Source organism: Streptomyces sp. NPDC001502 (genome assembly GCF_042894785.1).
Taxonomy (GTDB): domain Bacteria; phylum Actinomycetota; class Actinomycetes; order Streptomycetales; family Streptomycetaceae; genus Streptomyces; species Streptomyces kutzneri.
Window position 1 is genome coordinate 416,341 of sequence record NZ_JBIAVW010000003.1, and the last position, 14,843, is coordinate 431,183.

Annotated in this window: 7 protein-coding genes and 1 pseudogene; 7 read left to right on the top strand and 1 reads right to left on the bottom strand. The window is 73.6% G+C overall.

Going from position 1 to position 14,843, the window contains the following annotated elements; genetic code table 11:
* Window positions 1-63: 63 nt before the first annotated feature.
* From ACFY0D_RS06760 to ACFY0D_RS06775, 4 genes are read left to right on the top strand one after another with little or no spacing between them, the layout of a single operon-like run.
* Window positions 64-3,240, top strand: a complete 3,177-nt coding sequence (locus ACFY0D_RS06760) for an amino acid adenylation domain-containing protein (RefSeq protein WP_390797321.1) — start codon at window positions 64-66, stop codon at window positions 3,238-3,240.
* A complete protein-coding gene (locus ACFY0D_RS06765; protein ID WP_390797322.1) occupies window positions 3,240-5,159 on the top strand; it encodes a non-ribosomal peptide synthetase in 1,920 nt (639 codons plus the stop codon). The genes ACFY0D_RS06760 and ACFY0D_RS06765 overlap by 1 nt, the downstream gene beginning before the upstream one ends.
* Window position 5,160: 1 nt before the next feature.
* Window positions 5,161-7,026, top strand: coding sequence for an amino acid adenylation domain-containing protein (locus tag ACFY0D_RS06770; protein WP_390797323.1), 1,866 nt, complete (start codon window positions 5,161-5,163; stop codon window positions 7,024-7,026).
* Entirely contained in the window at window positions 7,016-10,024 is a 3,009-nt protein-coding gene (locus ACFY0D_RS06775) for a condensation domain-containing protein (RefSeq protein ID WP_390797324.1), read from the top strand. Before ACFY0D_RS06770 ends, ACFY0D_RS06775 begins: the two co-directional genes overlap by 11 nt.
* A 206-nt stretch (window positions 10,025-10,230) precedes the next feature.
* Here the strand turns inward: ACFY0D_RS06775 and ACFY0D_RS06780 are convergent.
* Window positions 10,231-10,820 (bottom strand): annotated as a pseudogene (locus ACFY0D_RS06780) (nucleotidyltransferase domain-containing protein); the annotation flags it as partial.
* Window positions 10,821-10,940: 120 nt separating this feature from the next.
* On the opposite strand from ACFY0D_RS06780, the gene ACFY0D_RS06785 reads away from it, so the two are divergent.
* The 3 genes from ACFY0D_RS06785 (at window position 10,941) to ACFY0D_RS06795 (ending at window position 14,820) form a co-directional block, all read left to right on the top strand.
* On the top strand, window positions 10,941-12,059 hold the full coding sequence (locus ACFY0D_RS06785) for a hypothetical protein (protein ID WP_390797325.1): 1,119 nt from the start codon (window positions 10,941-10,943) through the stop codon (window positions 12,057-12,059).
* A 266-nt stretch (window positions 12,060-12,325) separates the two neighbouring features.
* Window positions 12,326-13,309, top strand: coding sequence for an alpha/beta fold hydrolase (locus tag ACFY0D_RS06790; RefSeq protein ID WP_390797326.1), 984 nt, complete (start codon window positions 12,326-12,328; stop codon window positions 13,307-13,309).
* A 317-nt stretch (window positions 13,310-13,626) separates the two neighbouring features.
* Complete coding sequence (locus ACFY0D_RS06795) at window positions 13,627-14,820, top strand: winged helix DNA-binding domain-containing protein (protein ID WP_390797327.1); 1,194 nt, start codon at window positions 13,627-13,629, stop codon at window positions 14,818-14,820.
* The last annotated feature ends 23 nt before the right edge of the window (window positions 14,821-14,843 follow it).

The window sequence follows — 14,843 nt, forward strand, 5'->3', positions numbered from 1 at the left end:
ACGACCACCGGACACGACCGTGGCCGGCACCGGAGACCGACCCGACAACCTCAGGGATCGCCCATGCTTCCCCTCTCCTCCTCGCAGGAGATCGTCTGGCTGCACGAGCAGATGCAGCCCGGCAGTCGCGCCTACAACTTCACCGCCTCACTGGACCTGTGGGGCACGCTCGACACCGAGGCGCTGCGCCGCGGACTCGCCGCCACCCTGGCACGCCATCCCGGTCTGAGGCTCGAACTCGTCGCCTCCACCGGGTCCGTACCGGCCCAGCGGGTCGCGTCGCAGTGTGCGCCGAGGCTGCACACGGTCGACCTCGGCACCGAGGAAGACCCCGAGGCCGCCTTCGCCCGCCTCCTGCGCACCGAGGCCGAGACACCGCTCGACACCTTCGAGGCACCGCTCATCCGCTGGACCCTCGTGCGACTGGCCGAGCGCCACCACCGGCTGGTCCACGTCGAGCACCACCTGATCCACGACGGGCACTCCTTCGCGATCCTGCTCGACGACGTCTTCCGCGTCTACCGCGCCCACGTCCTCGGCGAGACCCTGGAGCTCCCGCCCGCCTCCTCGTACGCGGACCACGTCCGGGAGCGGGCCGAAGCCGCGTACGCCCCCGAATCGCTCGACTTCTGGCGGGCCGAACTGCGCGACCAGCAGCACGACCTGCCGCTGCCGGGCCTGACCCGCCCCGGTGCCCGCCGCAAGCACCACGGCGGACAGCTGCGCCAGACGATCGGCGCCGATCTCACCGAACGCCTGCGCGCGCACGCCCGTACCCGCGGTCTCACCCCCTTCTCCACGCTCCTCGGCCTGTTCGCCGAACTCCTGCGCCGCCACAGCGGCCGCTCCCGGATGGTCATCGGCACCGCCGTCGGCAACCGCCCCCTCGGCTACGAGGACGCCGTTGGCATGTTCGTCAACACCATCCCGCTGCCCCTGGTCCTGGACGGCGCCGCCCCCGCCCAGGACGCCATGGACGAGGTCACCGACACCCTCATCCGGGCTCTGCCGCACCAGGACGTACCGGTCCAGGAGCTGACCCGGGCGCTCGGCATGCACACCTCCGGCGCCGACAACCCGCTCTTCTCCGTCATGTTCAGCGCCCACGACGCACCGCTGCCCGAGATCGACGTGCCCGGCCTCGACATCACCCTCTTCGAGGGCTTCAACACCGGCACCACCCGCTTCGACCTCGACGTGGTCCTGCTCCCGGACGACCGGCGCGGCGTCACCCCGCGCCACGGCTCGCCCGGTATGACGCTGGTCTGGGACTACGACATGGACCTCTTCGGCGAAGACGTCGCCCGGATGCTCTCCGGCCGCTTCCTGGACCTGCTGCGCGCCTATCTCGACAGCCCCGAGACCCCGCTGGCCGACCTGGAACCGACCGCCGTGGAGCCGGCCGCCGCGCCCGTGCCCGTCCCGGCCGACCGCGATCCGCTGGATCCCGTCGCCGCGCACCACCCGTCGCAGCCGGCCCTGCTGTGCGGCGCCCGCCGTCTCACCTACGGCGAACTCGACGACCGCGTCGGCTCACTCGCCGAGCGACTGCGTGCCGCCGGTGTGACGCCCGGCCGGCCGGTGGCCGTGGTCCTGCCCCGGGGGACCGACTCGGTCGTCGCCCTGCTCGCGTGCCTGCGGACCGGCGCCGTCTACTGCCCGCTGTCCCCGTCCGATCCGCCCGCCCGGCTCGCCCTGCTGCTGGAGCGGCTCGCCCCGGCGCTGGTCCTCACCGGTGACGGCACCCCGGCCCTGCCGGAAGCACTGCCGACCGCCCGGATCGACGCCCCGGTCCTGCCTCCCGCGCGCGGAACCACCGCACTTCCCGGCACCGCCTACGTCATCCACACCTCCGGCTCCACCGGGCTGCCGAAGCCGGTCGCCGTCGGTCCCGCGGCGCTCGTGCACCATCTGACCGCGGCCGCCGACCGGTTCGGCCTCACCACCTCGGACCGGGTCCTGATGTTCGCCCAGCCGTCCTTCGACGTGGCACTGGAGGAGGTGCTGCCGGCCCTGCACGCCGGCGCGTGCCTCGTCCTGCCCGAGTACGAGGTGCCCACGGGCGCGGAGCTCGCCGAACTCCTCGGATCCGCCCGGGTCACCGTCGCCAACCTGCCCACCAGCTACTTCCTCGCCACCCGCGAGGACCTGCGTCCCGCACTGCGTGACGGGAGCTGGGCGCCCAGGCTCCTGGCCCTCGGCGGCGAGCGCCTTCCCGTGGAGGCCCTGCGCGGCGTCCTCACCGACACCGAAGCCACCGTGCTCAACGTGTACGGCGTCACGGAGGCCGCCATCAGCTCGACCGTCCACGAGGTCTCCCGCGACGCCCTCGCCGAGGGATCCGAGATCCCCCTGGGCACCGAGCTCCCGGGCGAGCGAATCCACGTCCTGGACGCCCACCACCGTCCGCTGCCGTCCGGCGCGGTCGGTGAACTCGCCGTCGCCGGACCCGGTCTCGCCGAGGGCTACGCGGGCAACGAGGAGGCGACGGCCGCCCGGTTCGTGACCGTCGGCGCACTCGGCGGACAGCGCGTCTACCTCACCGGCGACCTCGGCTACCGCGGTCTGGACGGACTGCTGTACTTCCTCGGGCGGCGCGACAACCAGATCAAACTGCGCGGTCACCGCATCGAGCTGGAGGAGATCGAGGCGGCCGCGTCCGCCGTGCTGGGCGGCCGGTCCTGCGCCGTCGTACTGGACCGGGAGAACCCCGGCGGGCCCCGGCTCGTCGGCTTCCTCGAAGACGGGGCCGACGGCGCGGCCTTCGACGAGAAGGCGCTGCACACCGAGCTGAGCCGCCGCCTGCCCGGCCCCCTCGTGCCCGCCCGCTGGGCACGGCTGGAGACCATGCCGACCCTCGCCGGCGGCAAGCCCGACCGTACGGCACTGTCCCGCCGGGCGGCGGCACTCGACCCCGACGACGCCGCGACCCCCGAGCCCGGAACCGGCCCGGAGCCCGAGCCTGCGACCACCGCCGTGTCCGCCGTGTCCGCCGTGTCCGACGATCCGATGACGGCTCTGCTCACGGAAGGCTGGCGCGAGGTCCTCGGCCACAGCCGTTTCGACGCCCGCTCCCACTTCTTCCACAGCGGGGGCCATTCCCTGCTGGCCGCCGAGCTGGCCGCCTGGCTGGAGCCCCGGCTGGGCACGCGCCCGCCGCTGAAGGTGCTCTTCCGCAACCCCGTGCTCGCCGACCAGGCCGAAGCCCTCGCCACCACCGCCCTTTCCACGGAGTCGTGATGATGCAGTCCCCGACCGCGCCCGCCCTTCCCGCCACGCCCCTCGACACCGGATCCACGCCGAGCATCGCCCACGGCCCCGCCGCCGAACCGACCCGTGTGCTCGCCCGCTTCGAGGACTGGGCCCGGCGTACCCCGCAGGCCCCGGCAGTGATCGACCGTACGGAGACCTGGACGTACCAGGACCTCGACGCGGCGGCCGCGCTGGTCGCCGCCGATCTGGCCGACCGCGTCCGGCCCGGTGACCTGGTCGGCGTCTGCCTCGACCGGTCCACCGCCCTGGTGGTCACCGCCGTCGCGCTCGCCCGGCTCGGCGCCGTCTACCTGCCGCTCGGCCCCCGCCCCGGCGAACGCCGCATCCAGGCCGTCACCGAGGACCTCGACGTCGCCTGCCTCATCGGCGACCCCGCCGTCCTGCCCGCGGAACACCGCAGCGGGGAGCACGCCCTGCTGCCGCTGCCCACCGGCGGTGTCAACGCCCCCGCCACCGCGGTGGCGGCCTTCACCGACTCCGGCCGTGGCACCCGGCGCGCGCCCGAAGGCGCCCTGTACGCCGTTCTCACCTCCGGGTCCACCGGCCGCCCCAAGGCGGTCGCCGTGGCCGAGTCCTCGCTCTCCGTCGCCCTCGACTGGTACCGGGCCGAGACCGGCCTCGCGCCGGGCGACCGCCAGTCCCTGCTCATCGGTGTCGCGTTCGACCCGCACCTGCTGGAACTGTGGGCCGCCCTGACCTCAGGCGCCGCCCTCGTCCCGGCCCCGGACGACACCCGCTGGGACTCGCACGTGCTCACCGACTGGTGGCGTGACGCCGCCCTCACCCACGCCGTGGCGGCCACTCCCACCGTCGAACCGCTCCTGGACCGGCCCTGGCCGCAGGACCTGAAGCTGCGTCACCTCGTCGTCGGCGGCGACCGCATGCGCCGCCGCCCCGGCGCCGACGTCACGGCGACCGTCCACAACGCCTACGGTCCCGCGGAAGCCACCGTCGTCACCACCACCCACACCATGCGCGGCACCGACCCGGAGGCCGGCGACCCGACCCCGCCGCCCATCGGCACCGCGCTGCCGGGCGTCACCCTCGTCGTCACGGACGGCGAAGGCCGCCCCGTCGCCCGCGGGCAGGAGGGCGAACTGCGCGTCGGCGGCCACTGCCTGGCGCTCGGGTACCTCGACCCCGAACTCACCGCACGCCGGTTCACCGCGCCCCCGCAGGACCTGCAGCTGCCCGCGACCGACCGCCTCTACCGCACCGGCGACCGGGTACGGATGAACGCCGACGGCAGCCTGGACTTCCTCGGCCGCCTCGACGACCAGGTGAAGATCAGCGGGGTGCGGATCGAACCGGTCGAGGTGGAAGCCGCCTTCGAGCAGGACCCCCGGGTGCGCACCGCCGTCGTCACCGTGCTGCGCGACAGCTCCGGCCACGGCAGCCTCGTCGCACACGTACGGCCCGCCGACGGCGCCGAACCCCCCGCGACCGGCGACCTCCTCGACGCGGTCCGGTCCTGGCTCCCCGAGCAGGCCGTCCCCACCACCGTACGGATCGTCGACGGCTTCCCGCTCGACGCCAACGGCAAGGTGGACCGGCCCGCCCTGGCAGCCCAGGCCCAGGCCTCGGCCCCCGTGCCGCCCGGGACCACCACCACGGACGACCTCGCCGACGCCACCGCCACCGTCACCGCCTCCGAGAGGCTCGTACTGGCGACCGTGCGCGACCTCCTCGGCCGGCCCGGCATCGGCCTCGGCGACAACTTCACCGACGCCGGCGGCACCTCCGTCGTCGCCGCACGACTGCTGGCAACCGTCGAACGCGAGGCCGGAGTACGCCTGCGCGCCCCCGAGCTGCTGCGCAGCACCGACCTGCGCGCCTTCGCCGCCCTCCTCGACCAGCGCCGGACCCCGTGCCCGGAAGGAGCCTGACATGACACCCACCACCCCGCAGACCACCAGCCCGCAGTCCGCCACCCCGCAGACCACCAGCCCGCAGTCCGCCGACCCGGCGACCGCCCTGCCGGCGCTCGTCGCGCGGTACGCCGAACTCACCCCCGACGCCCTCGCCGTCGTGGACGGCGACACCACCCTCACGTACCGCCGTCTCCTCCAGGCCGGCCACGCCCTCGCGGCACACCTGCGCGCACACGAGGTGGCTCGCGGCGACCGGGTGGCGCTCCTGACGGCGCGGTCGTCCCGTACGGTCGTCGCACAGCTCGGGCTGTGGCTGGCGGGAGCCGTGTGCGTGCCGCTCGATCCCGCCCAGCCCCGCCCGCGCACCGAGGCGATGATCGCCGACGCGCAGGTCAAGCTCACCGTCGGCGACGCGAAGCTGCTGGACGCGGCCACCCTCCCCGGACCCGTCCTCGCGCTGCCCGAGGAGCCGCTCACGACCGGTCGGCCGATCGACGAGTGCGACCCGGACAGCCCGGCGTTCATCATGTTCACCTCCGGTTCCACCGGCCGCCCCAAGGGCGTCTTCGTGCCGCACGGAGCCATCGCCGAGCTGGTCACCGCACCCGGCTACGTCACCCTCACCGGCCGCGACCGCGTCCTGTTCCACTCGCCCATGACCTTCGACGCCTCGACGTTCGAGGTCTGGGCCGCGCTCGCCAACGGCGCCGCGGTCGTCGTCTGCACCGAGCAGCGGCCCTCCCTGGAGGACCTGGCCCGGCACGTCGAGCGGCACGGCGTGACCGTGGCGTTCTTCACCACGGCCCTCTTCCACCAGCTCGCCGCACGCCGCTCCCGCGTCTTCGCCCAGCTCCGCTCGGTCGTCGTGGGCGGCGAGGCGATGGCCGCCGCACACGCCCGTGAGGTGCTCGCCGCCTTCCCCTGGCTTGAGCTCGTCAACGGCTACGGGCCGACCGAGACGACCACCTTCGCAACCGCCCACCGGGTCACCGCGCAGGACTGCGAAGGGCAGATACCGATCGGCAGGCCCATCTCCGGCGCCACGGCACACGTCCTGGACGCCGACGGCCACCCGGCGGCCGACGGCGACCGGGGCGAACTGTGGATCGGCGGCAGCAGGCTCGCCCACGGATACACGGGCCTGCCCGCACTCACCACCGAACGGTTCGTCGAGCATCCCGCGGCCGGCGGCCGGCTCTACCGTACGGGCGACATCGTCTCGCTACGGCCTGACGGCATCCTCCAGTTCCACGGCCGCAACGACGACCAGGTGAAGGTCCGCGGCTTCCGCATCGAACCCGCGGAGGTCGAACACGCCCTCCGCGAGCAGCCGGACGTCGACGACGCCGCCGTCACCGTCGACGGCGCCGGCACCCCCGAGGCGCGCCTCGTCGCGTTCGTCGTCGCCGCGCCCGGCCCCGTACCTCACGGCGCGGCGCTGCGCGAACGGCTCACCGCGGTCCTGCCCGCCCACCTGGTGCCCGACACGGTCACCGTGCTGGAGCGGCTGCCCCTCACCCCGGCCGGCAAGGTCGACCGGCGCGCACTCACCGCACGCGCGCACGCTGCCGAGGACCGGCCCGCGGAGGAGCCGGCGGCGAAGATGACACCGCTGGAACAGGCCGTCGCCGAGGTGTGGAGCCAGGCACTGGGCAACGAGGTCACCCGCGCCGACGACGAGTTCCTCCTCCTCGGCGGCCACTCCCTCCTCGCCCTCGCCGTCACCGACGACCTGCGCGAGGAACTCGGCGTGGAACTGTCCCTCGCCGAGTTCTTCGCCGCCCCGACCGTCGCCGCGCAGGCCGCGCTGGTCGAACGCGCCCTCCTGGCCGCCCACGCGGACCTCCACCCCGAGACCCCGGAGCACAGCGATGTCCACTGACACCGACTCCGCGGCCCGCGACCGCAGGCAGCAACTCCAGCAGGAGCTGCTGCGCCGGGCCCGTGCCGGCACCGCCCGGCGCGCGACGGCCGAAGCCGAGCCCACCGCCGGTGCGAGCGCCGGCCAGGACGGCCACGCACCGCAGGACACCGCCCACTCCGGTACGACCACCACCACCGCCCCGCAGGCCGGAGGCTTCCCCCTCTCCCGCGCCCAGCGCCGCATGTGGCTGACGGAGCGGCTCGGCGGCGCGGGCGACTCGTACCACGTACCGTTCGCCACCCGTGTGCGCGGACCGTTCGATGTGGCCGCCTTCTCCACCGCCCTCACCCGGCTGGTGGCCCGGCACGCCATCCTCCGCACCCGCTACACGGAGCACGAGGGCGAGCCCTGCCAGGAGGTGCTCCCGACGCCCCGGACGGTCCCCGTCCACGTCGTCGACACCGCCGCCACGGACGCCCCGGAGCTGCTGCGGCGCGAGACGGGCCGCCCGTTCGACCTCGCGGCCGGCGACGCCGTACGCGCCCTCGTCCTGCGCCACGGCCCGCAGGACCACACCGTGCTGCTGACCTTCCACCACATCGCCGTGGACGGCGCCTCACTGGAGACCGTGGCCACCGAACTCGCCGTCCTCTACACGGCGGCCACCGGCGGAACGGGTCGGCACGCACTCGCCGCACCGCCGCAGTACGCCGACCACGCGCGCCGCGAGCACGACGCCCTGCCCGGCTTCGAAGCGGAACTGAACCGCTGGAGCGACCTGCTGGCCGACGCCGCCCCACCGCGCCTGCCCCAGCCGGCCGCGCCACCCGCAGCGGCGCGCCCCGGAGCCGCGCACACCGTGCCGCTGGCGCCAGGAGTCCCCGAAGCCCTGCGGGCGCTGGGCGCACAGCGCCAGGCCACGCTCTTCGCGGTGTCGCTCACCGCGGCCTTCGCCGCACTGCACCGCCTCACCGGCGACGACGACCTCGTCATCGGCGTGGCCGGCACCCACCGCAGCGGAACCGCCATGCGCGGCCTCGTCGGCCTGTGCGTCAACACCCTGCCCGTACGGGTGGACGTCTCCGGCGACCCGTCCTTCGCCCAACTGCTGCGCCGCGTGAGCGCCGCGCTCCTCGAAGCGCAGCGCCACCGGCACATCCCCTTCGACCTGGTCCTCGAACGCCTCGGCGCCGGGGCGCGCGGCGCCGACGGCACCGCACTGGTCCGCGTCACCTCCGACGTCCTCGGCGAGCCGACGGTACTCCGGCTGCCGGATACGTCGGCCGAGTACGTCGACATCCCTTCCGACGGCGCCAAGTTCACCTTGTCCTACGGCATGATGCCGGGCGACGCCGCCCAGCCCCAGGCGCTCGTCCAGTACGACCCGAACGCGCTGGACGACACGGTGGCGGAGGCGGCCGTACGGGACTACGCGGCCCTGCTCCACGCGGTCGCCGCCGACCCGGAACGCGCCCTGAGCAAGCTGCCCCTCCCCGGACCGAGCGACGGCTCCGGACCCCGGGAAAGCGCCGACCCCCGGCCCGGCGACGGGCCGGACGGCGACCGTCACCCGGCCGCGCAGGCCCTGCGTGCCCACCCCGGCGTCGCCGACGCCACGGTGGTCCGGCCCGAGCAAGGGCCGCCCGTGGCCTACGCCGTCCTGCACGACAGCGTCGGCCCGTCCGGTCACGAACTGCTGGGCCTGCTGCGCCGGTCGCTCGCGCCCGAGGCCGTGCCCGCCACGGTCACCCTGCTCGACGCGCTGCCGCGCTCGGCCGCCGGGCCGCTCGACCATGCCCGACTGCCCGGGCCGTCCACGCCGAACGCCCCGTCCGGCCCCCGGGCCGCAGCGGTCAAGGAGACCTTCACCGCTGTGCTCGGCGTCTCCCCGTCGCCGGACGACGACTTCTTCGCCCTCGGCGGCCACTCCCTGAAAGCCGTTCAGCTCGCCGAACGGCTGCGTACGGACCTCGGACTGCCGCTCACGGGCCTCGACGTGCTCCAGGCCCGTACGCCCCGGGCACTGACCGCGCTCCTCGACGAACGGGCGGCGCAGCAGAACGCCGCGAAGACCGCGAACAGGCCGGCCCCCCGCTCCCGGAACATCCGCCCGGGCACGGTGCTGGTCACCGGCGCCACGGGCGGCGTGGGCGCGTTCGTCGTGCGTGAACTCGCCGCGCAGGGCCGCCCCGTGCTGGCGCTGGCCCGGCCCGAGTCCGCCCATCTCATCGCCACCGAGGGCGTCGACGTCATCGAAGGCGACCTCTCCGACCTGGCCGGGCTGCGGGACGCCGTCGCGCAGGCCGACGCGGTCGTCCACTCCGCCTGCACCTTCACCCGGCACGACGTGGACCTGGCGGCGATGGAGACGATGGTCGACGCCTGGCGGCGCGGACCGTTCGTCTTCGTCAGCAGCGTCGACGCCTACGGGCACCCCGGGACCGACCGGGTCGCCGAGGAGGCGCCGCCCCACGAGCCCGTCAGCCCGTACGGGCGGGCCAAGCTCGACTGCGAGGCGATGCTGCTGCGCGCCGCGGGGACCGAGGGGCGCGGGGGCGCGAGCGCCGTGCGGTCACCGCTCGTCTGGGGCGCGCACGACCGGCTGCGCGAACAGCTGCGCTGGGGTGCCATCGGCACGCTCTACCAGTCCGCGCGCGAAGGCCGGCCGATCGACCTGCCCCGTCCCGGTACCGGCGGACACGGCTGGTACGGAGCCGCCTGGGTGCACGCGGCCGCCCTCGCCCGCGCGGTGGCCGAGAGCCTGGACCGGCCCGTGCACGGAGTCGCCAACGCGTGCAGTGGCCACGTGTCCTGGCACGACCTGGCGCAGGACCTCACGGAACTGCTCGGCACCCGCGCGGACTTCCGCACGACCGAGGCAGTTCCCCGGGACCTCGATCACCGCTGGCACTACGACAGCGCACGCCTGGCCCGTCCGCTCCGCGCACGCCCGGGAGAGGACCGGCGGACGGTACTCGCAGAGATGACCGGCGCCACGCCAGGCGGCCACGGCTGACACGCCGCCTGCGCCCGGAGCACCCCGACGGGGCTCCGGGCGCACCGCGCCCGAGGCGCGAGCCGACCCTGCCGAGGACGACGTCAACCACGCCCACGGCATGCCGGACCGGGCCGTCACCGCCACGCTCACCGCTGCTCCCCGTCGCAGGGAAGTTCGTCCAGGAGCTCCTTCTGCGGCGGCCGCCGGTACTGCTCCGGCACGTCGAGCCGGTCGATCCACGGGTGCGCCCCGTACGTCGCGAGGATGGCTGTGGCGAGCCAGATCCTCTGTGCCGGCGCGAGGGACGGAAGGACTGCGGCGAGATCCGTCTCGTCCTTGGGGCGGGGCTTCTTGGCCTTGTAGTAGAGCTGGACTTCGGGTTCAGGTAGGGGATGCCGCCCGCGCCGGTCGCTCCGAGTTCCGCCACGGGACGGTGCACGGCGACGTCACGGCGGGACACCCACAGGCCGTCCTGCGCTTCGTCCAGCATGATCTGGATGCGCCACGGCGCTCCGGGCCCGGGGCGGCACCAGATGTCGTGGACACCCGGATGCAGGTACTCGTCGGGCTGCCAGGGGCGCAGGGCGCCGGGCGGGTCGGCTGCCCACCACTCCCATCCGGCAAGTACGCGCTGTACGGCGAGCTGGTCATCGCGCAGGACCAGGACGTCGATGTCGTCGTGCTCGCGGATGGGGCGCCCGACGGCGAGTTCGATGGCGTGTCCGCCCGCGATCCACCAGGGCACTTCGGCCCGGCGGAACATGCCGGCCACCTCGGGCAGGGACGCGGGCTCCCAGGCTGGTCCGGTGGTCATTGCGGGAGCGTAGCGGGTCACCGGGTCACCGGGTCACCGAGTCATCGTGCCGAGACGCCAGCGGTGTTGTTCAAAACCTGACAACCTGACGGGACGCTGAACCGCCTGGGAGGACTCGCCATGACCGAAACTCTGATCGACGCCACCGACACCGGCGCGGACGACGCCGATCGGGAGGCCGTCGAGCACGAGCGGGCCGAACTGCGGGAGTTCATCAAAGGGCTGAGCGCGGACGACATCAAGTCGGGCGGCTGGTTCACCAAACTCAGCGCCCAGGCCCTGAGCTCCTACACCGCCAAGGTCAACTGGCAGTACTTCCAGGAGCGGTACGAGGGCGTACCCGCGGATGCCATTGTCGAGCAGCGGATCAAGATGGCGGCCCGGTACGCCGCCCTCGAAGGCGGGCTCTCCGCCGGTGCCTACTCGGCGGCCGTCGTCGCCACCATCGGGAGCCTCGGTGGTGCCTCGCCGGCGACGTTTCCGGCAGCCGTCGCGACCGTCATGGTCGACGTCGCGTTCATCACCCGGCTCCAGCTCCGCCTGGCCTACGACATCGCAGTCCTCTACCGGGTCCCGCTCGACCTGTCCGACCCCGATGACATGTGGAAACTCATTCGAGTGGCCTTCACGATCAAGAGCGGGGAAGTGGTCCGGGAAGGCGTGGTCAAGGCGGTCCCGGTCTTCGTGCGGCCGGTGGTCAAGCGCTTCTACTCCGGAACGGTGCTTTCCGCCGCGAAGGGACTCCCCGTCGTCGGAAAGCATCTCCTGCAACGCAACATCATCAAGATCGGCATCCCCGCGGTCGGCGTTCCCCTCGCAGTGGTGTTGAACCGCTACACGACGCTGCTCGCGGGGCGGCACGCGCAAGCCGTCTTCCGGAACGAGGCCCGGGTGATCGAAATCGCCGAGGGCCTGAGCGAGCGGAGCCGGCACCCGCAGTTGACGCTGTGGGTCGCGTGGCTCGTCATCACGGCGGACCGGAAGATCGCCGACGACGAGACGCTGTTGATGCGGCACTTGGTGAGGCTGGTCCGGGATCGGCATCAGGTGGTCGACGAACGGCTCGCTCACACGGTCGACATGGATCCCGCCGAGGTGTGGCGACGCCTGGACGCCGAGCCAGGGGATCTGAGCGACCTCCTCGACGTGGCCGACCGGGTGGCCGCGGTGGACGGCGCCGTCAACGCGCGCGAGAAGGCCGTCATCTCCGAACTCCGAGACCGCTGCCGCCGAGCCTGACGTCGGCAGCGGGGCGGGGGCACAGGTTCACCTTCCTCGCGCCGGTTCCGCGAAGCGGACGCGGGCGGATCCAGGCGCGGCACTTTAGGACCGTATCTGTCCGCAAGTGCTTCTAGCGTGATTCTCGTAAGCCGGACATGCCCTGGATCCGACAGACGCGTCCAAAGAGGGATGCTCCACCCCACCCGAATGCGGCGCGGAGCGCCTGGCGCACCGGCTTGACGACCTCGTACTACTTCACGTGTATCCGTTGGAGGATGAACCTCATGGCGAACGGCGCCACCACCGAACCCGTCCACCGCACCGTCGAGGGCCCCGCGGGCCGGATCCATCTGGTCGAGCAGGGCACCGGCCCGCTGGTCCTCCTGCTGCACGGTTTCCCCGAGTCCTGGTACTCCTGGCGCCACCAGCTCCCCGTGCTGGCCGCGGCCGGATACCGGGCCGTCGCCATCGACGTGCGCGGCTACGGCCGTTCCTCCAAGCCCGCCGACGTGTCCGGCTACCGGATCGGTGACCTGGTCGCCGACAACGTGGCCGTGGTCAAGGCTCTCGGCGAGGAGCAGGCCGTGATCGCGGGCCATGACTGGGGCTCGGTCATCGCCGCGAACTCCGCGATCCTCGCCCCGGACACCTTCCGCGCCGTCGCTCTGATGTCCGTCCCCTACGCACCGGCGGGCGGACCGAAGCCGAGTGAGATGTTCGCTCACATGGCGCCCCCCGGGCACGAGTTCTACCTGGCCTACTTCCAGGAGCCCGGCCGCGTCGAGGCGGAGATCGAACCCGACGTACGGGGCTGGCTGCGCGGCTTCTACGCCGCCATGTCCCCTGACACCATGGCCGGCCCGACCGAGCCGCCGGCCGTGCTCGTTCCCACCGGCCACCGGATGCGCGAGCGCTTCCCCGAGGCGCGGCCCGCATGGCTGTCCGACGCCGACCTCGACGTGTACGCGGGCGAGTTCGAGCGCACCGGCCTGGTCGGCGCGCTGAACCGATACCGCAACTTCGACCAGGACTGGGAAGACCTCCAGCCGTACGCGGGGGCCCCGATCACCCAGCCTTCGCTGTTCATCGGCGGCGCCCTGGACGGCATCGTCATCATGCAGGGCGAGGTCATCAAGGCGTTCGAGCACACCATGCCGAACATCCACGCCACCCACATCCTGGACGGCGCCGGCCACTGGCTCCAGCAGGAACGCCCCGACGAGGTCGGCAAGCTGCTGACCGACTGGCTCGCCACCCTGGACGCCTAGGCCGTCTCTTCCGGATCTTGCCGGTCAGGCCGGGCTCGCGGGCCGGCACCGCGCCTCGCCGCGTTGTCCTCGGTCGGCGACGCTCCGCGTCGCCTCCCTCGTCCGCCTGGCGGGCCTGGGGAGACCCCATGGCACCGGCCATCGCTCCCTGATCCGGCCTGATCGACAAGACACCTCCCGGCCCCCCAGCCCCGCCCCGCCCCGGTGGCCCCGCACCGCACACCGGCGCGGGGCCACCGTGCCCGACCCGATCCGACCTGCCTGCTCCGACCCGGAAGGGAGAGCCGACGGCGGCCCCGTGCCGCCGGCCACCTGCCATGCCCCCCATACGGCCGAAGATCAGCGACGAGCATCGCCGACGCCTCCTCGTCACCCGCCACCTGCTCACGCCTGCGACCCGGGCCGCCACCCCCGAACAGGTCGCCGACGCCGTGGTCGCCCTGCACGCCACAGACCCGGCCGGCGTCCACCTGAGCGTGGCCGCCCGCCTCGCCACCCCCTCGGTCACCGAGGCGGAACGGGCCCTGTACACCGACCGGAACCTGGTGCGGATGCTGTGCATGCGCCGCACCATGTTCGTCGTCCCGCGCGCCCTCGCCCCCGCGATCGACGCCTCCACCGCCCGCACCGTCGCAGCCCGCGAACGCCGGAACCTCCTCAAGGTGCTGACCGAGCAGCTCGGCCATGACGCCCGCTGGCTGTCGGCCACCGAGCAGGCCGTGCTCGCCGCGCTCGTGGAACGCGGCGAGGCATCCGCGGCCCGCCTCGCCGACGCCGTACCGCAGCTCAGAGAGCGGATCGTCGTGGCGCCGGGCAAACCGTACGAGTCCAGGCCCCGCCTCACCAGCCGAGTCCTGTCCGTCCTGGCCGCCGAGGGACGCATCCGCCGCGGGCGCCCGCTGGGCACCTGGGCCTCCTCGCAGTTCCGCTGGACGATCGCCGAGCCCCACCCCGAACTCCCCGTCGACCAGGCCCGGGCCGAAGTGGCCACCGCCTACCTCACCGCCTTCGGCCCCGTCACCACCGAAGACCTCACATGGTGGACCGGCTGGACCCGCACCGACACCCGCACAGCCCTCGCCCGCATCGACACCGTCGACGTGGACCTGACGTGCGGCCCGGGCCATGCCCTACCGGTCCACCTTGAGGCCCCCACCACACAGGAGCCGGCCGCAGTCCTGCTGCCCGCGCTGGACCCCACGCCCATGGGCTGGCGCCACCGCGACTGGTACCTCGACCCGGCGCACGTCCCCGAACTCTTCGACGCGTACGGCAACATCGGCCCCACCCTCTGGTGGAACGGCCGCATCATCGGCGGCTGGGCCCAACGCCCCGACGGCGAGATCGCCACCCACCTCCTGACCGACGCGGGCATCGGCCGCGAAGCCCGCGCGGCCATCGACGCCGAGACCGCACGACTGACCGCCTTCTTCGGCGACATCTGCATCCGCCCCAGTCTCCGCACCCCACTGGAACGACGCCTTTCGGCCCAAGAGGGTGTGGACCGGTAACAGGACGGTCGATGCCGGGCGGC

Excerpts from the sequence above, each read along its gene's own strand:
- ACFY0D_RS06770 (WP_390797323.1), top strand. The coding sequence starts at position 5,161 with ATGACACCCACCACCCCGCAGACCACCAGCCCGCAGTCCGCCACCCCG.
- ACFY0D_RS06760 (WP_390797321.1), top strand. The coding sequence starts at position 64 with ATGCTTCCCCTCTCCTCCTCGCAGGAGATCGTCTGGCTGCACGAGCAG.
- ACFY0D_RS06765 (WP_390797322.1), top strand. The coding sequence starts at position 3,240 with ATGATGCAGTCCCCGACCGCGCCCGCCCTTCCCGCCACGCCCCTCGAC.
- ACFY0D_RS06775 (WP_390797324.1), top strand. The coding sequence starts at position 7,016 with ATGTCCACTGACACCGACTCCGCGGCCCGCGACCGCAGGCAGCAACTC.
- ACFY0D_RS06785 (WP_390797325.1), top strand. The coding sequence starts at position 10,941 with ATGACCGAAACTCTGATCGACGCCACCGACACCGGCGCGGACGACGCC.
- ACFY0D_RS06790 (WP_390797326.1), top strand. The coding sequence starts at position 12,326 with ATGGCGAACGGCGCCACCACCGAACCCGTCCACCGCACCGTCGAGGGC.
- ACFY0D_RS06795 (WP_390797327.1), top strand. The coding sequence starts at position 13,627 with ATGCCCCCCATACGGCCGAAGATCAGCGACGAGCATCGCCGACGCCTC.